Below are 19116 nucleotides of genomic sequence, written 5' to 3'. Positions count from 1 at the left end.
GCGCCCGACCCCTCGTTCGGGTCGGGCGCCGCGGGGCCGGTGCTCAGGCCGCCAGGGTGGTCGCTCCCGCCTTGGCCAGCGTCACGATCGACAGTCGGCGGGACACCTCGCGCACCTCGGTCTCGCGGTAGCCGAGCCTGCGGTACAGCCGCAGGTTGCCCAGGCTGCGGTGGCCGGTGAACAGCTCGAAGCCGCTCGCGCCGTCCTCGGCCAGCCCCGTCTCCAGGGCCTCCAGCAGGCGGCGGCCCAGGCCGTGCCGCTGCATCCGCGGATGCACCACCAGCCGGCCGATCTGGCCGGTGCCGTTGCCGTCCACCCAGCCGCGGACGCTGCCCACGACCTCGTCGCCGAGCCGGGCGACCAGCACCCGGTGCTCGGCCATCTCGGCCTTGAGGCTCTCCAGGGTCTGGGTCAGCGGCTCCAGCGTCCAGTCGCCGTAGAGCTCTGCCTCGCTCTGGTACCCGAGGTACTGGAGCTTGAGGATCTGCTCCGCCTCCTCCGGTCGTGCCGCTGCGATGATCACACTCATGCCCATGTGCGGGGGCCTCCATCGTTAAGTGCCCGGCGCGTGCGAGTGAGGGTCCTGCACCGGTTCCTGTCCGAGGTGTGCCCGGACGGGGATCGGCCCGGCCCGGGAGAAGCGCGACGCGCCCCGCCGGACGGTGGTCCGGACAGCCGGGACTGACGCGCTCACGCTCAGTATCCGGACAGCCGGGCGACCGTCAAGAGAGACGTTCGCCACCGCTCTACCCAGCGGCCAACCGTTCTCAACCTCCCGGACGCCCGACGTGGCGAGCGTCACGCCCGCGCGGGCGGCGGCGTCACCCGGACGGCCGGATGTTCTGGTTGACCCGGAACAGGTTCGCCGGGTCGTACCTGTCCTTCAGCGCCACCAGCCGCTCGTACTTCGCCAGCCCGTACGCCTCCACCACCCGGGCCTGCCCCTCCGCCCCCATCAGGTTCACGTACGCCCCGCCCGAGGAGAACGGCCGCATCGCCTCCCAGCACCGCCGCACCCAGGACGTGTGCGGCTCCGCCGGGCCCCGCGTCCACCGCGCCACCGCGCTCAGCAGGTACGGCGCCGTCCGGTGCGTGTACGCGGTGTCCTCCGGGCCGACCCGGGCCACCGCCCCGCCCAGGAACGCCAACTGGAGCTGCGCGCCCGGCCCCGGCATCGCCGCGACCTGCTCGGCCAGCCGGTCGATCGCCGCCCCGTCCAGCACCGACAGGAACTCCGAACGCCCGAAGTTGGCCGCGCCCGGCCCCCGGCCGGCGTCCAGCGCCCGCTGCCACAGCGCGTACGGCCGGGTCTGCACCGTGTCCACCAGCACCCCCGGCAGCGCGCGCAGCGGCGCCACCGCCTCCCGCCCCCGGTCGGCCCGGCCGGACCAGCACAGGCCGATCCGCAGCACCGTCCGGTCCGGCAGCTGCGGCACGCCCCGCGGCCGCCCCAGCTCCACCCCCACCGTCAGGCCGTCCGGCGCGTGCGCCATGAAGTCCCGCACCGCGGCGAGGGTCTGCGCCAGCAGCTCCACCGGCACGTACAGCGCCCCGCACAGCACGTGCGGACCCACCCGGTGCAGCCGGTAGGTGAACGAGGTCACCACCCCGAAGTTGCCGCCGCCGCCGCGCAGCCCCGCGAACAGCTCCGGGTGCGCGGCCGCGCTCGCCGTCAGCAACCGCCCGTCGGCGGTCACCACGTCCGCCTCCACCAGGTTGTCGCAGGTCAGCCCGTACGACCGGGCCAGCCAGCCCACTCCCCCGCCGAGCGTCACGCCCGCGATCCCCGATCCCGAGTACGGCGCGCCGGTCGTCGCCAGGTCGAACGCCTGCGTCTCGTGGTCGAACGCCCCCCAGGTCACCCCCGGCTGCGCCCGCGCGAGCCGGCGGGCCGGATCCACCCGGACGCCGCGCAGCCGCGACAGGTCGATCAGCAGACCGCCGTCGCACGTCCCCAGCCCGGCCAGGCCGCGACCCGCACCGCGGACCCCCGCGTACAGGCCGTGCTCCCGGGCCACCGCGACGGCCTGCAGCACGTCCGCGACGCCGGTGCACCGGGCGATCACCTCGGGCCGCCGGTCCACCGCGCCGTTCCACACCGCCCGCGCCGCGTCGTACCCCTCGTCCCCGGGCACCACGATCTCGCCCCGGAACCCCTCGGCCAGCGCGGCGGCTGCTTTGGACATGGATCCAGCGTAAGACGGAAGGCGGGTGGGGGCCCGGGGAACGGCGGCTCCGTGCTGCTCATCGGCCCCGACAGGGGCCCGGGGAACGGCGGCTCCGTGCTGCTGGTGGCCGGAGCCCATCGAAGTGTTCGTGCTGCTGCGTGCCGTAACAGAACCAGAAGCCGATGCGCGCAACGGCAGTGAACCGTCAGCAGACTGGGCCTCGCCGTTCCCCGAGCCCCTGAATGCACGCTCTGCCGAGCCCTAGTGGGGGCTCTTCTCAGGCCAGCCAGGACTGCTGGGCCGCGAGGTCCTCCTTGATCTCGGCGAGCTGGACGGCGACGGCCGACGGGGCGGTGCCGCCGCGGCCGTCGCGGGAGGCGATGGCGCCGTGGACGGACAGGACGGTGCGGACCTCGGGGGTGAGGTGCGGGGAGATCGCGGCGAACTGGGCGTCGGTGAGGTCGGAGAGCTCGATGCCCTCGGCCTCGCAGACCTTGACGCAGGCGCCGGCCACCTCGTGCGCGACCCGGAACGGGACGCCCTGCTTGACCAGCCACTCGGCGATGTCGGTGGCGAGCGAGAAGCCGGCCGGGGCCAGCTCCTCGAGGCGCTCGCGGTGGACGGTCAGGGTGGCGACCATGCCGGTGAAGGCGGGGAGCAGGACCTCGAGGGTGTCACAGGAGTCGAAGACCGGCTCCTTGTCCTCCTGGAGGTCGCGGTTGTAGGCGAGCGGCAGGGCCTTGAGGGTGGCGAGCAGGCCGGTCAGGTTGCCGATCAGGCGGCCGGACTTGCCGCGGGCGAGTTCCGCGATGTCGGGGTTCTTCTTCTGCGGCATGATCGACGACCCGGTGGAGAAGGCGTCGTGCAGCGTGATGAAGCCGAACTCCTTGGTGTTCCAGATGATGATCTCCTCCGCGATGCGCGAGAGGTTGATGCCGATCATCGCGGTGACGAAGGCGAACTCGGCGACGAAGTCGCGCGAGGCGGTGCCGTCGATCGAGTTGCCCACCGAGCCGCGCTCGAAGCCGAGGTCCGCGGCGACGGCCTGCGGGTCGAGGCCGAGCGAGGAGCCGGCCAGCGCGCCGGAGCCGTACGGGGAGACGGCGGTGCGGGTGTCCCACTGGCGCAGCCGCTCGGCGTCCCGGCCGAGGGCCTGGACGTGGGCGAGGACGTGGTGGGCGAACAGCACCGGCTGGGCGTGCTGGAGGTGGGTGCGGCCGGGCATCGCGGTGTCCGGGTGGGCCTCGGCGAGGCCGACCAGGGCGTGCTGGAGGTCCAGGAGCAGGGCGCCGATGGCCTTGCCGTGGTCGCGCAGGTACATCCGGAACAGGGTGGCGATCTGGTCGTTGCGCGAGCGCCCGGCGCGGAGCTTGCCGCCGAGGTCGGCGCCGAGGCGCTCCAGCAGGCCGCGCTCCAGGGCGGTGTGGACGTCCTCGTCGGCGACGGTGCCCACGAAGGCGCCGGACTCGACGTCGGCCAGCAGCTGGTCCAACCCGGCGAGCATGCCGTCGAGTTCGGCGTCGCTGAGCAGCCCGGCCTTGTGCAGGACGCGGGCGTGGGCCTTGGAGCCGGCGATGTCGTAGGGGGCGAGCCGCCAGTCGAAGTGGACGGAGGCGGAGAGCTTGGCCAGGGCCTCGGAGGGGCCGTCGGCGAAGCGCGCGCCCCAGAGGCGGACGTCTGCGGGCTGGTCGGCGGTCATCGCGTGGGCTCCTTCGAGTGCTGTGGCGATGCCCCGGCCGCGGGGTGCGGCCGGGGCGGGTGGAACGGGGGTGATCAGGCCAGGTCGCGGCGGGCGGCGATCTTCGAGGACATGCCGAAGATCTCGATGAAGCCCTTGGACATGGACTGGTCGAAGGTGTCGCCGGTGTCGTAGGTGGCGAGGTTGAAGTCGTACAGCGACCGGTCCGACTTGCGGCCGTTGACCACGGCGCGGCCGCCGTGCAGGACCATCCGGATCTCGCCGGAGACGTGCTGGTTGGCCTCGTTGACGAAGCCGTCCAGGGCGCGCTTGAGCGGGGAGAACCACAGGCCGTCGTAGACCAGCTCGGCCCAGCGCTGCTCGACCTGCCGCTTGTAGCGGGCGAGTTCGCGCTCGACGGTGACGTTCTCCAGGGCCTGGTGGGCGGTGATCAGGGCGATCGCGCCGGGGGCCTCGTAGATCTCGCGGGACTTGATGCCGACCAGGCGGTCCTCGACCATGTCGAGGCGGCCGATGCCCTGGGCGCCGGCCCGCTTGTTCAGCTCCTCGATGGCCTGGAGCACGGAGACCTTGCGGCCGTCGATCGCGACCGGGACGCCGGCCTCGAAGGTGATGACGACCTCGTCGGCCTCGCGCGCCGTGGCCGGGTTCTGGGTGTACTCGTAGACGTCCTCGATCGGGGCGTTCCAGATGTCCTCGAGGAAGCCGGTCTCGACGGCGCGGCCGAAGACGTTCTGGTCGATCGAGTACGGGTTCTTCTTGGTGGTGACGATCGGGAGGTTCTTGGCCTCGGCGAAGGCGATCGCCTTGTCGCGGGTCATCGCGTAGTCGCGGACCGGGGCGATGCACTTCAGGCTCGGGGCCAGCGACTGGATGCCGACCTCGAAGCGGACCTGGTCGTTGCCCTTGCCGGTGCAGCCGTGGGCGACGGTGGTGGCGCCGTGCTTCTGCGCGGCGGCCACCAGGTGCTTGACGATCACCGGGCGGGAGAGCGCGGAGACCAGCGGGTACTGGCCCTGGTAGAGGGCGTTGGCCTTGAGGGCCGGCAGGCAGTACTCGTCGGCGAACTCGTCGCGGGCGTCGGCCACCTCGGCCTCGACGGCGCCGCAGTCGAGCGCGCGCTGGCGGATGACCTCCAGGTCCTCGCCGCCCTGGCCGACGTCGACGGCGACGGCGATGACCTCGGCGCCGGTCTCCTCGGCGATCCAGCCGATGCAGACGGACGTGTCCAGACCGCCCGAGTAGGCGAGTACGACGCGCTCAGTCACGGCTATCTCCATTCACAAACACAGGTTCCATGCGGCGTTAGGCATAAGTATGCACCACCGCGTATGAGTTCACAAACCAGTAGGGCACAGCACGTTTAAAACGGTCGGCAACTACTGCGACTTGGCCTGGGCGAGTTGCATCAGGTGGTCGGCCAGCGCCTGCCCGCCCGCCGCGTCGCGGCTGATCAGCAGCACGGTGTCGTCCCCGGCGATGGTGCCGAGGATCTCGAACACCTCGGCGGTGTCGATCGCGGAGGCCAGGAACTGGGCCGCGCCGGGCGGGGTGCGCAGCACCACCAGGTTGCCGGAGGCGGTGGCGGAGACCATCAGCTCGCCCGCCAGCCGGGCCATCCGGGCCTCGCTGGCGGACTCGCCCATCGGGGCGCGCGGGGTGCGGTCCCCGCCCTCGGCCGGGACGGCGTAGATGAGCGCGCCGTCCCGGTTGCGGATCTTCACCGCTCCGAGCTCGTCCAGGTCCCGGGAGAGGGTGGCCTGGGTGACCACCAGCCCGTCGTCGGCGAGCAGCTTGGCGAGCTGGCTCTGCGAGCGGACGGGCTGCCGGGTCAGCAGGTCCACGATCCGCCGGTGGCGCGCGGTGCGGGTCTGCGGGACCTGCGGCGTGGGGCCGGCGGGGGTCGTGGGCTCGGGGCGTTCGGTCATGACTGATGATTCTCCTGAAGGACGCTCAGCTGTTCGCGTCGGGGGCGGCTTCGCGGACCGTCCGGAGGATCGCGGGCAGCGCGGCGAGGAAGGAGTCGGCCTGCTCCTCGGTGAGGACCAGCGGCGGGACCAGCCGGACGGCGTCCGCGACGGCGGCGTTGACCAGGAAGCCCGCCTCCTGCGCGGCGGCCTGCACCTGCGCGGCGACCGGCTCGGTCAGCACGATGCCCAGCAGCAGGCCCTTGCCCCGGACGTGGTCGACCAGCGGGTCGCCGATCGCCTCGATGCCGGTGCGCAGCCGCTCGCCGAGCTTGGCGGCGTGCTCCAGCAGGCCCTGCTCCTCGATGGTGCGCAGCACGGCCAGGCCCGCGGCGGCGACCACCGGGTTGCCGCCGAAGGTGGTGCCGTGGTGGCCGGGGCCGAGCAGGTCGGCGGCCGGGCCGAAGGCGAGCACGGCGCCGATCGGCAGGCCGCCGCCGAGGCCCTTGGCGAGGGTGACGATGTCGGGGTCGACGCCCTCGTACGCCTGGTGGGCGAACCAGTGGCCGGTGCGGCCGGTGCCGGTCTGGATCTCGTCCAGGACCAGCAGGGTGCCGGTGGCCCGGGTGATCTCGCGGGCGGCCTCCAGGTAGCCGTCCGGGAGCGGGATCGCGCCGTTCTCGCCCTGGATCGGCTCCAGGAAGACGGCGGCGGTGTCGGTGGTGACGGCGGCGCGCAGGGCCTCCACGTCGCCGAACGGGACGTAGCTGACGTCGCCGGGCAGCGGCTTGAACGGCTCCTGCTTGCCGGGCTGGGCGGTGAGCGCCAGGGCGCCCATCGTCCGGCCGTGGAAGGCGCCCTGGAGCGAGACCAGGTGGGTGCGGCCGGTCAGCCGGGAGATCTTGAAGGCGGCCTCGTTGGCCTCGGTGCCGGAGTTGCAGAAGAAGACCTTGCCGGGCCGGCCGGCCAGCTCGATCAGCTTCTCGGCGAGCTCGATCGTCGGCTCGGCCGTGAACAGGTTGGAGACGTGGCCCAGCGTGGTGAGCTGCTGCGTCACGGCCTCGACGATGGCGGGGTGGGCGGTGCCCAGCGCGTTGACCGCGATGCCGCCGACCAGGTCGAGGTACCGCTTGCCGTCGGCGTCCCACAGCAGCGCGCCCTCGCCGCGCGCCAGCGGGATCCGCGGGGTGCCGTAGTTGTTCATCAGGCTGTGCTTGTACCGCGCGATGACGGCGTCGTTGCTGCTCATGCCAGGCCCCCCAGTACGGTGCTGTCGTCGTCGGGCACGACCATGGTGCCGATGCCCTCGTCGGTGAAGATCTCCAGCAGCAGGCTGTGCTGGACGCGGCCGTCCAGGACGCGGGCGGTGCCCACGCCGGAGCGGACGGCGCGCAGGCAGCCCTCCATCTTGGGGAGCATGCCGGAGGCCAGGGTGGGGAGCATCTCCTCCAGCTCGCTGGCGTTCAGCTGGCTGATCACGTCGTCGGAGTTCGGCCAGTCCTTGTACAGGCCCTCGACGTCGGTGAGCACCACCAGCATCTCGGCGCCGAGCGCGGCCGCGATGGCGGAGGCCGCGGTGTCGGCGTTGATGTTGTAGACGTGGCCGTCGGCGCCGCGGGCGATCGAGGAGATCACCGGGATCCGGCCGTCGGAGATCAGCGCCTTCACGGCGCCGGCCTCGATGTTGACGATGTCGCCGACCAGGCCGATGTCGACCTGCTCGCCGTCGACCACGGCGTAGCGCTTGACGGCGGTCATGGTGTGGGCGTCCTCGCCGGTCATTCCGACGGCGAACGGGCCGTGCGAGTTGAGCAGGCCGACCAGCTCGCGCTGGACCTGCCCGGCGAGCACCATCCGGACCACGTCCATGGTCTCGGGGGTGGTGACGCGCAGGCCCGCGGTGAACGAGGACTCCAGGCCCAGCCTGTCGAGCTGGGCGCTGATCTGCGGGCCGCCGCCGTGCACGACGACGGGGTGCAGGCCGGCGAACCGGAGGAAGACGACGTCCTGGGCGAACGCGGCCTTGAGGTCCTCGTCGACCATGGCGTTGCCGCCGAACTTGATGACCACGGTCTTGCCGTGGAAGCGCTCCAGCCAGGGCAGCGCCTCGATCAGGGTGCGGGCCTTGGGCAGGGCGGCGTTGCTGCGGGCCTGTTCGCCCTTGGGTGCGATCTGCATGGCGGTGGGACGACCCCCCTCGGGTCAGCTGGAGTAGGCGCTGTTCTCGTGCACGTACTCGGCGGTCAGGTCGTTGGTCCAGATGCTGGCCGATGCCTGGCCGGCCTTCAGGTCGGCGGTGATGACGACCTCGCGGTCCTTCATCGAGACCAGTTCGCGGTCCTCGCCGACGCCGCCGTTGCGACAGACCCAGACGCCGTTGATGGCGACGTCCAGCCGGTCCGGGTCGAAGACGGCGGAGGTGGTGCCGATCGCGGACAGCACCCGGCCCCAGTTGGGGTCCTCGCCGTGGATGGCGCACTTGAGCAGGTTGCTGCGGGAGACGGTGCGGGCGACGTCGACGGCCTCCTCCTCGGTGGCGGCGTTGACGACGTCGATCCGGATGTCCTTGGAGGCGCCCTCGGCGTCGCCGATCAGCTGGCGGGCCAGGTCGGCGCAGACGGTGCGGACGGCCTCGGCGAACTCGGCCTGCTCCGGCGCGGTCCCGGAGGCGCCGGAGGCGAGCAGCAGCACGGTGTCGTTGGTGGACATGCAGCCGTCGGAGTCGACCCGGTCGAAGGTGGTGCGGGTGGCGGCGCGCAGCGCGGCGTCCAGGGCGGCGGAGTCGACCTCGGCGTCGGTGGTGACCACGACCAGCATGGTGGCCAGGCCGGGGGCGAGCATGCCCGCGCCCTTGGCCATGCCGCCGACCGTCCAGCCGGCGGGGGCGGTGACCTGGGCGGTCTTGTGCACGGTGTCGGTGGTCTTGATGGCGATCGCGGCGCTCTCGCCGCCGGTGTCGCTGAGGGCCTGCACCGCGAGCTCGACGCCGGGCAGCAGCTTGTCCATCGGCAGCCGGACGCCGATCAGGCCGGTGGAGCAGACCGCGACCTCGATGGCGCCGATGCCGAGCTCGGCGGCGACCTTCTCGGCGGTGGCGTGGGTGTCCTGGAAGCCCTCGGGGCCGGTGCAGGCGTTGGCGCCGCCGGAGTTGAGGACGACGGCGGCCAGTTCGCCGTCGTTCAGCACCTGGCGCGACCACTTCACCGGCGCGGCGTGCACCCGGTTGGAGGTGAACACGCCGGCCGCGGCGTGCCGCGGGCCGTCGTTGACGACCAGCGCGAGGTCCGGGTTGCCGGACGCCTTGATGCCCGCGGTGACGCCCGCCGCGCGGAAGCCCTTGGCCGCGGTGACGCCGACGTTCCGGCTCTGGGAGGTGGTCACGGTGCGACTCCGTTCAGCGGGAGGCCGAGCTCCTCGGGGAGGCCGAGGGCGATGTTCATGCTCTGCACCGCGCCGCCCGCGGTGCCCTTCACCAGGTTGTCGATCGCGCTGATCGCGATGATCCGCCCGGCGTGCTCGTCCAGCACGACCTGCAGCACGGCCGCGTTCGAGCCGTACACGGACGAGGTGTGCGGCCACTGCCCCTCGGGCAGCAGGTGGACGAACGGCTCGTCGCCGTACGCCTTCTCGTACGCGGCGCGCAGCTCGGCGCCGGTGGTGCCCGGCTTCGCCTTGGCCGAGCAGGTGGCCAGGATGCCGCGCGGCATCGGCGCCAGGGTGGGCGTGAAGGAGACGGTGACCGGCTCGCCCGCGAGCGGGGTCAGGTTCTGCGCCATCTCCGGGGTGTGCCGGTGGCCGCCGCCGACGCCGTACGGGCTCATCGAGCCCATCACCTCGCTGCCCAGCAGGTGCGCCTTGGCGGCCTTGCCCGCGCCGGAGGTGCCGGACGCGGCGGTGATCACCGCCTCCGGCTCGGCCAGGCCCGCGGCGTACATCGGGTACATGGCGAGCGTGACGGCGGTCGGGTAGCAGCCGGGCACGGCGATCCGCCTGCTGCCGCGCAGCGCCTCGCGGTGGCCGGGCAGTTCGGGCAGGCCGTAGGGCCACGTCCCCGCGTGCGGGGAGCCGTAGAACTGCTCCCAGTCGGCGGACGAGGTGAGCCGGTGGTCGGCGCCCAGGTCGACCACCAGGACGTCCTCGCCGAGCTGGGCGGCGACCTCGGCGGACTGGCCGTGCGGCAGGCCGAGGAAGACGATGTCGTGCCCCGCCAGCGTCTGCGGGTTGGTCGGCTCCAGCACCCGGTCGGCCAGGCCGATCAGGTGCGGCTGCAGCGCGCCGAAGCGCTGGCCCGCGTTGGAGGCGCCGGTCAGCGCGCCGATCTCCACCTCCGGGTGGGCCAGCAGCAGTCGCAGCACCTCGCCGCCCGCGTATCCGCTCGCTCCGGCGACGGCTACTCGCAATACCATGGCATTCCCTCCTGAAGCCCAGCATGAATATACGCAGGCTAGCAAAATCATGCAAGGATGCGGCCGGTCCGAATGCTGTCGTACCCACCTCTCCAGTGCCGCGTCAGGCAACCTTCGCCGTGAAGGAGCGGCTCCCCCAGCCCCGAGGGGGGCTGGGAGGTGCCCCCTCGGTGCGTGCTGTCGGCGTGCCGACCGGAAGCCCTCGCACTGGATGTACTCGGGTTTTCGGCCGGTGCGGCAAGAGGGCGTGCCGGGCGTCGCGACGGGTGGAGGTCGCCTGACGCGGCACTAGGGTGCGGGCCATGACCGATCTCGCCACAGCGGCGCACCTGTTGACCGGGGACGGCCTCCCGGTGGAACTGCTGGCCTGCCACCCCCGCCTTCCACTGGCCGCCGGGATCAGCACCGACGAGGAGGCCGACCGCTCGCGCGTCCGGATCTGGGACTGCTCCGGCGGGCGGCTGCGCGAACTCGCCTCCTTCGACGTCGCGATCTTCACCAGCAGCTGGGGCGACTACTGGCTGCCCCCGGTCGCCTGGCACCCGCACGAGCCCCTGCTGACCGTCGTCGACGAGGACCTGCTGCGGCACTGGACCCCCGACGGCCGGGCCGAGCCGCTGCCCGCCCCCGAAGGCTGCGAGGCGCTCGCCTACAGCCCCGACGGCCGCGCCCTGTGGGTCGCGGCCCCCGGCGGCCACGACACCTCGGCGGTCCTCGACCCCACCACCGGCGCCACCACCCCCGCCCGCTGGTGGGACACCGGCGTCGGCGCACACCCCTCCGGCGAGGTGGTCGCCACCCTGGTCAGCGACCAGAGCGCCACCTTCTGCGTGTTCGCCCGCCCCGGCGGCAAGGGCGGGGCGATGCGGCAGCAGCAGCGGGCCCTGGTCCTGGAGGTCGACGGCTACGGCACCCCGCTGTTCAGCCCCGACGGGCGCTACCTCGCCCTCCGCGGCAACGCCTACCTCGAAACGCTGGACGTCTTCGCCTTCCCCTCGCTGCGCAAGGTCCTGCACACCGTCCTCACCCGGAACGAGGAGTGGCCGCGGAACGAGGAGGGGGCCCGGAACGAGGAGTGGGCGCGGCACGACCTCGCCTTCGGCCCGCAGCCCGGCGTGCTGTGGATCGGCACCCCCGGCGGCACCCTGATCGCCCTGGATCTGGCGGCCCGGGAAGCCGTCGAACACGGGGACCCGGGCGACGCGGCGGTCACCGCACTGACCGCGACCGCCGCCGGCGAACTGCTGGTGGCCAGGAAGGACGGCAGCCTGACCCTGCTGACGGTGCCCACCGGGGGCGAGGACGCGACCCCGGCCCCGGACCGGGCCCTGGACCGGGACCTGGACCTGGCCGCCACGGCGGGCGAGGACGCGGCGGCGTTCCTGGCTGGCACCCGGGACGTCCCCGCCGACGGCGACCTCGACGACCACCTGGACTTCACCGACGGCGATCACGACTGGGACCGGGAGAAACTGGCCGAGGTCACCGACGCCTCCCCCGACGACCCCAGCTGGCTCCGACTCCGCGCCCGCGTCAACCGGCTGTTCGCGGAGCACGCCGACTGACGCGCACCCGGGCGGGGCCCCGGCCCGGCCGCGTGCGAGCATCACCGGCATGGACGACAGCACCTCCGCCGCGGCCGTGGAATCGCACGTCCGCGCCTTCTTCACCGGCCACCCCGTCCGCTCCGCTGCTCTCGGACCGGGCTCCGGACTCCAGATCCTCACCGCCGGGCCGGGGCCGCGCGGCGGAGGGTGGTCGTACCTGACGGCCGGGTGCGGAGCGGTGGAGTTCGTACTGTGCGGAACGGCGGACGACCCGCGCTTCGCCGAACTGCTCGGCATGGTGGCCTCCTACCACGCCACCCACCGGCTGGACGTGGAGCACGGCCTGCCGATCGGCGAACCCTGGCTCCCCGGCTCCGCCTGCGACCACCTGCTGGTCAGCCTGCCCTACCTGCACGGCCCGGAACTGGAACACTGCCCGCTGCCGGACGGCGGACACGTCCGGGTGCTGTGGCTGCTCCCGATCACCGCCGCCGAAGCGGCCTACCGGCGCACGCACGGCCACGAGGCGCTGGAGCAGCTCTTCGACGAGCACGCGATCGACCCGCTGGACCCGCGCCGCCCGTCGGTGGTGTGAACCGACTCCCCTGCGGTGAAGGCGAGTTGACGCCCGACCGGGCGGACGGACGCGAGCGGGCGAAAGCGGTGACGCGGACGCTGGGGTCTGGCCGGAAAACGCACCAGCGGTCCACCTAACCTGCTTGCTGCTCCGACGAGTTGACACCACGTTGGGCGAACGCCCGCTGCGCGGCGGCGCGGATCTCGGTGGCGAGCAGGCGGGGGCCGGTGACGTGGGCGGTGTGGTCCTGGCCGGGGAGGACGACCGGGTGGGCTCCGGGGAGCGTTGCGGCGAGGGCCGCGAGGGTGTGCCGGAGGTGGCGGGGGCTGTCGGCGCCCTCCAGCAGGGTGGTGGGCAGGGTGAGGTGGCGGTAGCGGTCGGTGCCGGGGCCGAGGGCGTCGATGGCGTCGAGGTCGGCGAACTGGGCGTCCGCGCCGGCGGCCAGCAGTTCGCGCTCCGCCGGGTCGGCGAACAGGAGGTCGAGCAGCACGGGCGGCATCCCGGCGTTCTCGCCCAGGTGGATCCGCATCGCCCCGGCCCGGTCGCCGGCCGCCAGCGCGGTCCGGGCCCGCCCGGACGCCTCGCCGCCGACCGGCCCGTCCACCGGCAGCGGCGGCTCGTACAGCACCAGCCCGGCGAAGGCCGTCGGCCGGGCCGCGGCGGCCTCCAACGCGACGGTCGCCCCCGAGGAGTGCCCGACCAGCAGCGGGGGCCGGTCGAGCAGCGCGGCGATCGCCAGGACGTCGGCCGCCTCGGTCGCCACGGGATGGGTGGGCGCCGGCCCCGGCAGGTAGCGCCGGCGGCGGACCCGGACGGTCCGGGCAGGACACCGTCCCACGCCTCGGGCCCGCCGCCGCTGCCGTGCACCAGCAGCAGCGGTGGTCCGGCCCCGTCGTCGAGGGCGCTGGCGGACGTGCCGTCGGGGGCGGGTGCGAGGAGTTCCGTCGTCATGCCGCCGAGCCTGCCGCGCAGCGCTCTCAACGCACCGTCAGTTCGCTGTCGTCGCGCCGGGCCCGCCGGGCATGTCGGCGGCGGACCGTACCTTGCGGGCATGGACCTGGCGGAGGCATGGAACGAGCGGCTGGCGGAACTGGCCGGGTGGCGGACAGCGCGGCGGCGGGAGACCGACTGGGCGGCGGTGGAGGCCCGGTTGGGGACGGGGCTGCCGCACGGCTACCGACTGCTGGTCGAGCTGTTCGGCGCGGGGTCGTTCAACGGGTTGTCGCTGCTCGTCCCGGGGGCGCCGGATCCGCTGCTGGACCTGGCGCGGAACGCCGAGCACCTGTCGGCCTCGGCGGCCGAGTGGCCCGGGCGGCTCGATCCGTACCCGGTCTTCCCCGCGCCGGGCGGGCTGCTGCAGTGGGCGGACGGCGAGGACGGCCACCTCCAGGCGTACTGGCTGACCGACGCGGGCGACCCGGACCGGTGGCCGATCCTGTCGAACAGCGCGGACGGCACGGCCGAGGAGTGGGAGCGCTCCGACGGCCCGGTCGGCCGGTACCTGTTCCGGCTCTTCACCGGCCGCCGCCCGAGCGCCCACGCCGGAGGGCCGCCGCCGGTCCGCTTCGAGCCCGCGAAGCCTGCGGGTTCGGCGGCCGCGCCCTGGGACGGCGAGGGATTCGAGGAGTGGAGCCCCGCCCCGCACTGGTGAGCCGGCGCCTGGCCAGGAGATCGCGTCCGCGTCGGTGGAGCCGCGGACGACGAGCTTCAGGAACCCACACCCGCATCCGTGGAAGCCCGGACCACCAACTGCGGCACGAAACGCTCCACCACCTCACCCCGATCGGCGGCCGACCCCCGGTACAGGGCGAGAACGCACCCGGCCCCACCCCCATCACCCCCGTCAGAAACCCACACCCGCATCCGTGGAAGCCCGGACCACCAGCTGCGGCGCGAAGCGCTCGACCTCCTCGCCCCGGTCGCCTGACGGCCCCTGGAGCAGGGCGAGGGCGCGTTCGGCCATGTCGGTGAGCGGGTGGCGGATGGAGGTGATCGGGGGGTCGAGGAGTTCGAGCAGTTCGGTGTCGTCGAAGCCGGTGACGGCGATCTCGCCGGGGACGGAGACCGCCGCGCGCTGCAGGGTGCTGACCAGGCCGACGGCGAGGACGTCCGCGCCGCAGACGACGGCGTCGACCTCGGCGCGGCGTTCGGCGATCCGGCGGCCGGCGGTGCGGCCGGCGTCGGTGGTGAAGCTGGGCAGCAGGACGGTGGTGGCCCCGGTGCCGCGGGCGGCGGTGAACGCGGCGAGGCGTTCGGCGCCGGAGGAGGACGCCTGGTCGGCGGCGACCAGGGCGATCCGGTGGCGGCCGAGGCCCTCCAGGTGGTCGAGGAGCAGGCGCATCGCGGCGGCGTTGTCGAGGGTGACGGCGACGGTGCCGGAGTCGTGCGCCCAGCGGTCGAACAGCACGACGGGGGCGCGCCCGGCGGCGGCCCGGACGGCGGCTCCGGAGGCGGCGGCGGAGACCGGGACGACCAGCAGCCCGTCCACCCGTCCGCTCAGCAGGGTCTCGATCTGCTCGGCCTCGATGGCGGGCGAGTTGGCCGCGTCGGAGACCACGAGTTGGCCGCCGGCGGCCCGGACCTGCTGGGCGAGGGCGTCGGCGAGCTGGACGAAGTACGGGTTGGCGAGCGAGGGGACGACCACGCCGACGGTGCCGGTGGTGCCGGTGCGCAGGGCCCGCGCGGAGTGGTTGGTGCGGTAGCCGAGGCGCTGGGCGGCCTCCTCGACGCGGCGGGCCAGGTCGGGGTCGACGTTGCGCGGGGTGCCGGCCAGGACGCGGGAGGCGGTGGCCCGGGAGACGCCGGCGGCGGCGGCCACGTCGAGGAGTCGGGGCGCTGTCACGTGGGGTCCTCCCCGGTCGGAGCGGTCTGGTGGCGGTCTCGGTGGCGGTCTGGACGGCGGGCTCGGCGACGGTTCGCAGGCTGCGCGGCGCGTTCCCGGTCTCGGGGCGGTGTCGGCCGGGTCTCGTTCCGGCCGTCGGCCCCCGGGCGGGTCTGAGCTGGCGCAATGCGCAGCACGAGGGTACTTGACGCTTCGTGGGTGCTGGTCCAGAGTGTGGGAGATCGATCTCCCAAGGCTCTCGAGGAGTGCCGGATGCCGTCCATCACCGTCGTCGGTTCGGTCAACCGCGACCTCGTCCTGACCGTCGAGGACCTGCCGCGGCCCGGCGAGACCGTGCTCGCCCGGGGCTTCGTCGAGGGCGTCGGCGGCAAGGGCGCCAACCAGGCCGTCGCGGCCGCCCGGCTCGGTTCGCGGGTGCGCCTGGTGGCCCGGGTCGGGGCGGACGGCGAGCCGATCCGGCGGGTGCTGGCCGCCGAGGGCGTCGACCTCGACGCAGTGCTGACCGCGCCGGACGCGAGCACCGGGATCGCCTCGGTGGTGGTCGACCGGGCGGGCGAGAACACCATCGTGGTCAACCCCGGTGCCAACGCCGTCCTCTCGGTCGAGGACCTGCCGCAGTGGCTGGCCCGCACGCCCGGCGAGGTGGTGCTGGTGCAGCACGAGGTGGCCGCCGAGGTGGTGGCGGCCGCGGTGCTGCGGGCCCGGGAGCAGGGCGGCACCGTCGTCCTCAACCCGGCCCCGGCCCGGCCGGTCGACCCCGAGGTGCTGGCCGCCGTCGACGTCCTGGTGCCCAACCTGGGCGAGCTGGCCGCGCTGCTCGGCACCGCTCCGGTGGCCGGCCCGGCCGCCGCCCGCGAACTGCTGGAGCGCGCCGACCTGCCGTGCGGGGCCGTGGTGGTCACGCTCGGCGCGGACGGGGCGCTGATCAAGCAGCCGGGCCGCCCGGCCGTCCACCTGGCCGCCCCGGTGGTGGAGGCCGTCGACACCGTCGGCGCCGGCGACACCTTCTGCGGCGCCCTCGCCGACGCGCTCGCCCGCGGCGCCGACCTGCCCGCCGCGGCGGCCCGCGCCGTCCGGGCGGCCTCGCTGGCCGTCACCGGGCTCGGCGCCCAGTCCTCGATGCCCCGCGCGGCCCAGCTCGACCCCGTGCCCTGACCGTCCGACGGCTCACCCGTCCCCCGACCGTCCGACGGCCCCGTCCCCCGACCCCGTCCCCCGGCTGTCCCCCCGACCGGCCGGCAGCCCCGTCCCCCGACCGTCCGACGGCTCCCACCCCGGCCCGACTCCGGCCCGTTCGACGGCTCCCCCGTACCACCCTGTTCAACGGAGAACACCCATGCGCAGCCTCAAGCTCGGCCTGTTCGAGAACGCCCAGACCAACGCCAGCGGCACCGCCACCTGGCGCCACCCCGACAGCCGCCGCCACCTGTTCGACACCCTCGGCTACTGGCAGGAGGTGGCCCGGCTGTGCGAGGACGCCAAGCTGGACTTCCTGTTCCTGGCCGACGCCTGGGGCTGGTCGGAGATCGCCGGGGTGCGCCCGCCGATCGCCACCGAGGAGACCCTCGACCTGCCCCGGCTGGACCCGTTCGTGATCGCCTCGGCGCTGCTGGCCTCCACCACCGACCTGGGCCTGGTGGTGACCGGTTCGGTGCTGGTCGAGCCGCCGTACGCGTTCGCCCGCCGCCTCGCCACCCTGGACCAGCTCTCCGGCGGCCGCCTCGGCTGGAACGTGGTCACCACCGGCACCGCCGACACCGCCGTCAAGGCGTTCGGGATGGACATGGTCGCGCACGACGACCGGTACGCGATGGCCGAGGACTTCCTCGACCTGGTCTACAAGTACTGGGAGGGCGCCTGGGAGCCGGACGCGCTGGAGAAGGACAAGGCCGGCCGGTTCGCCGACCCGGCGAAGGTGCACCTGGTCGAGCACGAGGGCCCGTACTTCCGCTCGCACGGCTACGGCAACACCGCCCGCTCCCCGCAGGGCACCCCGGTGCTGTTCCAGGCCGGCGCCTCCCCGGCCGGCCGCCGGGTCGGCGGGCGGCACGGCGAGTGCATGTTCGTCGGCAGCGGCAGCGTCGAGCAGCTGGCCGGCCACACGAAGGCGATCCGCGCGGAGGCCGTGAACGCCGGGCGCGGGGCCGACCAGGTCAAGGTGATGTCGGCGTTCTCCTGCGTGGTCGGCGCCACCACCTCGGACGCCGAGCGCCGCTGGCAGCGGATCCTGGACGCGCAGCGCCCCGAGGTCACCGTCGCCTCGTACGCCATGTTCACCGGCCTGGACCTGTCCTCGTACGCGCCGGACACCCCGATGACCGAGCTGTCCACCGAGATGTCGCAGACCCAGGTCGCCCGGTTCGCCGGCAGGACCGTCGGCGACGTGCTCGCCGACTGGCACACCCACGGCGTGGGCGCCCGCCCGGTGGTCGGCACCGCCGAGGAGATCGCCGACGAGATCTGCGCCCTCGCCGAGGGCGCCGACCTGGACGGCTTCCTGCTCTCGCCGACCGTGCAGCCCGCCTCCACCGTCGAGTTCGTCGAGTCGGTGCTGCCGATCCTGCGCGGGCGCGGCGTGTTCCGCGGCGAGTACGCGGACGGCGAGTCGCTGCGCGAGCGCCTCACCGGCTCCGGCGACCGGGCGCTGCCCGCCGAGCACCCGGCCGCGCGGCACCGCCACTGACCTGCACCTTCGTACCACCTTCGGCACCACGAGAGGACGGCACCGGCCATGGCCACCACCGTTCACCACCCCTCGGCCCTGGACGCGGACGCGCTGCGGCAGGCGTTCGGGGCCTACCCCACCGGCGTGGTCGCGATCGGCGCGCTGCGCGACGGCGAACCGGTCGGGTTCGCCGCCAGCTCCTTCGTGTCGATCTCGCTGGAGCCGCCGATGGTCGCGGTCAGCGTCGCCCGCACCTCCACCACCTGGCCCCGGCTCGCCGAGGCCCCGGTGCTCGGCCTGAGCGTGCTCAGCCACGGCCAGGGCGCGCTGTGCCGCAAGCTCGCCTCCCGGGCGGGCGACCGGTTCGACGGCACGCCCTGGCAGGCCACCGCCGACGGCGCGGTGCTGATCCACGACGCCGCGCTGTGGCTGACCGCCCGGGTCGGCCCGGTGTACGACGGCGGGGACCACGAGATCGTCCTGCTGGAACTGCGCTCCGCGGAGCTGTTCCCGGGCGTGGAGCCGCTGGTCTTCCACACCAGCCAGTTCCGCGAGCTCAGCCCCCATGCCTGAGTTCCGGTCGGCGGATCCGGACGCAACTCCCCTGGTCGGCACGGTCGTTCACGGCGCCGGCCGGGGGAAGGGCCTCGGCTTCCCCACCGCCAACCTCTCCCCCGCACCCGGCACGGCCGTCCCGCCGCCCGCGATCTACAGCGGCTGGCTGACCCGCCCGGCGACCGGGGGCGTGCACCGGGCCACCGTCAGCGTCGGCACCAATCCGACGTTCGGCGACTCCACCGAGGTGCACGTCGAGGTGCACTGCCACGACACCTCGGACGACCTGTACGGCGAACGCGTCGAGCTGTGGTTCGTCGCCCGGCTGCGCGACACCGAGAAGTTCGGCACCGTCGGCGAACTGCTCGCCGCCGCCCGCGAGGACGTCCGCCGCTCGGACGCCCTGCTGGCCGACGCACCCCGCCCCGCCGCCCCCGCTGCCCCCACCACCCCCTGATCCCGGTCGGCCCCGTCTCTCCCCCGCTTCCCGGCGGGGCCGACCGCCCCCACCCCTCCTCCAGGTCGGCCGTCCCTCCCCCACCACCTCGCTCCGCAACGAACCCCCCTCCGCACTCCCCGGCACGCACCCCCGCCCCCACCCCCCGTCACTGCGCCCGATGCCCGCGTGCCCGGCCGTCCCCTCCCTCCGCGTGGGTCGGCCGTCCCTCCCCCACCACCTCGCTCCGGACCACCCAAGGGGTGAGTCAAGAGCGCCGTCCACTGGCGGAACGACCCGGACAGCGTCATCGG

General features: G+C 74.1%; 18 protein-coding genes. 7 read left to right on the top strand and 11 right to left on the bottom strand.

Annotated features, from left to right (window positions below; genetic code table 11):
• Positions 1-43 precede the first annotated feature (43 nt).
• From ACFUEL_RS15620 to argC, 9 genes are all read right to left on the bottom strand, one after another.
• Positions 44-535 carry a GNAT family N-acetyltransferase gene (locus ACFUEL_RS15620; RefSeq protein WP_380236769.1) on the bottom strand — a complete coding sequence of 164 codons (492 nt, stop codon included), beginning with the start codon at positions 533-535 and terminating at the stop codon, positions 44-46.
• A 286-nt stretch (positions 536-821) separates the two neighbouring features.
• Positions 822-2186 carry an FAD-binding oxidoreductase gene (locus ACFUEL_RS15615; RefSeq protein ID WP_380236768.1) on the bottom strand — a complete coding sequence of 455 codons (1365 nt, stop codon included), beginning with the start codon at positions 2184-2186 and terminating at the stop codon, positions 822-824.
• Positions 2187-2445: 259 nt separating this feature from the next.
• Complete coding sequence (gene argH, locus ACFUEL_RS15610) at positions 2446-3867, bottom strand: argininosuccinate lyase (protein WP_380236767.1); 1422 nt, start codon at positions 3865-3867, stop codon at positions 2446-2448.
• A 74-nt stretch (positions 3868-3941) separates the two neighbouring features.
• Positions 3942-5135, bottom strand: coding sequence for an argininosuccinate synthase (locus ACFUEL_RS15605; protein ID WP_380236766.1), 1194 nt, complete (start codon positions 5133-5135; stop codon positions 3942-3944).
• Positions 5136-5246: 111 nt separating this feature from the next.
• Positions 5247-5795, bottom strand: coding sequence for an arginine repressor (locus tag ACFUEL_RS15600; protein ID WP_380236765.1), 549 nt, complete (start codon positions 5793-5795; stop codon positions 5247-5249).
• Positions 5796-5820: 25 nt separating this feature from the next.
• The gene (locus tag ACFUEL_RS15595) at positions 5821-7023 is read right to left on the bottom strand and encodes an acetylornithine transaminase (protein ID WP_380236764.1); all 1203 of its coding nucleotides are present in this window, start codon (positions 7021-7023) and stop codon (positions 5821-5823) included.
• The gene (gene argB, locus ACFUEL_RS15590; protein ID WP_380236763.1) at positions 7020-7952 is read right to left on the bottom strand and encodes an acetylglutamate kinase; all 933 of its coding nucleotides are present in this window, start codon (positions 7950-7952) and stop codon (positions 7020-7022) included. Before argB ends, ACFUEL_RS15595 begins: the two co-directional genes overlap by 4 nt.
• 24 nt (positions 7953-7976) lie before the next feature.
• Entirely contained in the window at positions 7977-9155 is a 1179-nt protein-coding gene (gene argJ, locus ACFUEL_RS15585) for a bifunctional glutamate N-acetyltransferase/amino-acid acetyltransferase ArgJ (RefSeq protein WP_380236762.1), read from the bottom strand.
• Positions 9152-10180 (bottom strand): N-acetyl-gamma-glutamyl-phosphate reductase, encoded by a 1029-nt coding sequence (argC, locus tag ACFUEL_RS15580; protein WP_380236761.1) that lies wholly within the window; start codon positions 10178-10180, stop codon positions 9152-9154. Before argC ends, argJ begins: the two co-directional genes overlap by 4 nt.
• Before the next feature lie 302 nt (positions 10181-10482).
• Here argC and ACFUEL_RS15575 point away from each other — a divergent pair, with 302 nt between their 5' ends.
• Positions 10483-11745, top strand: coding sequence for a hypothetical protein (locus ACFUEL_RS15575; RefSeq protein ID WP_380236760.1), 1263 nt, complete (start codon positions 10483-10485; stop codon positions 11743-11745).
• 49 nt (positions 11746-11794) lie between these two features.
• Positions 11795-12322, top strand: a complete 528-nt coding sequence (locus ACFUEL_RS15570; protein ID WP_380236759.1) for a suppressor of fused domain protein — start codon at positions 11795-11797, stop codon at positions 12320-12322.
• Between the two features lie 115 nt (positions 12323-12437).
• Here ACFUEL_RS15570 and ACFUEL_RS15565 read toward each other — a convergent pair whose 3' ends face one another.
• A complete protein-coding gene (locus tag ACFUEL_RS15565) occupies positions 12438-13142 on the bottom strand; it encodes an alpha/beta fold hydrolase (RefSeq protein ID WP_380236758.1) in 705 nt (234 codons plus the stop codon).
• 213 nt (positions 13143-13355) lie between these two features.
• Between ACFUEL_RS15565 and ACFUEL_RS15560 the strand changes: the two genes are divergently transcribed.
• The gene (locus ACFUEL_RS15560) at positions 13356-13955 is read left to right on the top strand and encodes a hypothetical protein (RefSeq protein WP_380236756.1); all 600 of its coding nucleotides are present in this window, start codon (positions 13356-13358) and stop codon (positions 13953-13955) included.
• Between the two features lie 192 nt (positions 13956-14147).
• Here ACFUEL_RS15560 and ACFUEL_RS15555 read toward each other — a convergent pair whose 3' ends face one another.
• The gene (locus ACFUEL_RS15555) at positions 14148-15146 is read right to left on the bottom strand and encodes a LacI family DNA-binding transcriptional regulator (protein WP_380236755.1); all 999 of its coding nucleotides are present in this window, start codon (positions 15144-15146) and stop codon (positions 14148-14150) included.
• A 252-nt stretch (positions 15147-15398) separates the two neighbouring features.
• Between ACFUEL_RS15555 and ACFUEL_RS15550 the strand changes: the two genes are divergently transcribed.
• The 4 genes from ACFUEL_RS15550 (at position 15399) to ACFUEL_RS15535 (ending at position 18823) form a co-directional block, all read left to right on the top strand.
• Positions 15399-16301: a ribokinase gene (locus ACFUEL_RS15550; RefSeq protein WP_380236754.1), complete on the top strand. Its 903-nt coding sequence runs from the start codon at positions 15399-15401 to the stop codon at positions 16299-16301.
• Positions 16302-16482: 181 nt separating this feature from the next.
• On the top strand, positions 16483-17829 hold the full coding sequence (locus ACFUEL_RS15545; protein WP_380236753.1) for an NtaA/DmoA family FMN-dependent monooxygenase: 1347 nt from the start codon (positions 16483-16485) through the stop codon (positions 17827-17829).
• Positions 17830-17877: 48 nt separating this feature from the next.
• Entirely contained in the window at positions 17878-18384 is a 507-nt protein-coding gene (locus ACFUEL_RS15540) for a flavin reductase family protein (RefSeq protein ID WP_380236752.1), read from the top strand.
• The gene (locus tag ACFUEL_RS15535) at positions 18377-18823 is read left to right on the top strand and encodes a riboflavin kinase (RefSeq protein WP_380236751.1); all 447 of its coding nucleotides are present in this window, start codon (positions 18377-18379) and stop codon (positions 18821-18823) included. Before ACFUEL_RS15540 ends, ACFUEL_RS15535 begins: the two co-directional genes overlap by 8 nt.
• The last annotated feature ends 293 nt before the right edge of the window (positions 18824-19116 follow it).

Origin of the sequence: Kitasatospora sp. NPDC057198, from assembly GCF_042670125.1 — a bacterium.
Classification (GTDB): Bacteria; Actinomycetota; Actinomycetes; order Streptomycetales; family Streptomycetaceae; genus Kitasatospora.
The sequence above is the reverse complement of the archived record's forward strand: the minus strand, read 5'-3'. Positions and strand labels throughout refer to the sequence as shown.

Excerpts from the sequence above, each read along its gene's own strand:
- ACFUEL_RS15620 (WP_380236769.1), bottom strand. The coding sequence starts at position 535 with ATGGGCATGAGTGTGATCATCGCAGCGGCACGACCGGAGGAGGCGGAG.
- ACFUEL_RS15615 (WP_380236768.1), bottom strand. The coding sequence starts at position 2,186 with ATGTCCAAAGCAGCCGCCGCGCTGGCCGAGGGGTTCCGGGGCGAGATC.
- argH (WP_380236767.1), bottom strand. The coding sequence starts at position 3,867 with ATGACCGCCGACCAGCCCGCAGACGTCCGCCTCTGGGGCGCGCGCTTC.
- ACFUEL_RS15600 (WP_380236765.1), bottom strand. The coding sequence starts at position 5,795 with ATGACCGAACGCCCCGAGCCCACGACCCCCGCCGGCCCCACGCCGCAG.
- ACFUEL_RS15595 (WP_380236764.1), bottom strand. The coding sequence starts at position 7,023 with ATGAGCAGCAACGACGCCGTCATCGCGCGGTACAAGCACAGCCTGATG.
- argB (WP_380236763.1), bottom strand. The coding sequence starts at position 7,952 with ATGCAGATCGCACCCAAGGGCGAACAGGCCCGCAGCAACGCCGCCCTG.
- argC (WP_380236761.1), bottom strand. The coding sequence starts at position 10,180 with ATGGTATTGCGAGTAGCCGTCGCCGGAGCGAGCGGATACGCGGGCGGC.
- ACFUEL_RS15575 (WP_380236760.1), top strand. The coding sequence starts at position 10,483 with ATGACCGATCTCGCCACAGCGGCGCACCTGTTGACCGGGGACGGCCTC.
- ACFUEL_RS15570 (WP_380236759.1), top strand. The coding sequence starts at position 11,795 with ATGGACGACAGCACCTCCGCCGCGGCCGTGGAATCGCACGTCCGCGCC.
- ACFUEL_RS15560 (WP_380236756.1), top strand. The coding sequence starts at position 13,356 with ATGGACCTGGCGGAGGCATGGAACGAGCGGCTGGCGGAACTGGCCGGG.
- ACFUEL_RS15550 (WP_380236754.1), top strand. The coding sequence starts at position 15,399 with ATGCCGTCCATCACCGTCGTCGGTTCGGTCAACCGCGACCTCGTCCTG.
- ACFUEL_RS15545 (WP_380236753.1), top strand. The coding sequence starts at position 16,483 with ATGCGCAGCCTCAAGCTCGGCCTGTTCGAGAACGCCCAGACCAACGCC.
- ACFUEL_RS15540 (WP_380236752.1), top strand. The coding sequence starts at position 17,878 with ATGGCCACCACCGTTCACCACCCCTCGGCCCTGGACGCGGACGCGCTG.
- ACFUEL_RS15535 (WP_380236751.1), top strand. The coding sequence starts at position 18,377 with ATGCCTGAGTTCCGGTCGGCGGATCCGGACGCAACTCCCCTGGTCGGC.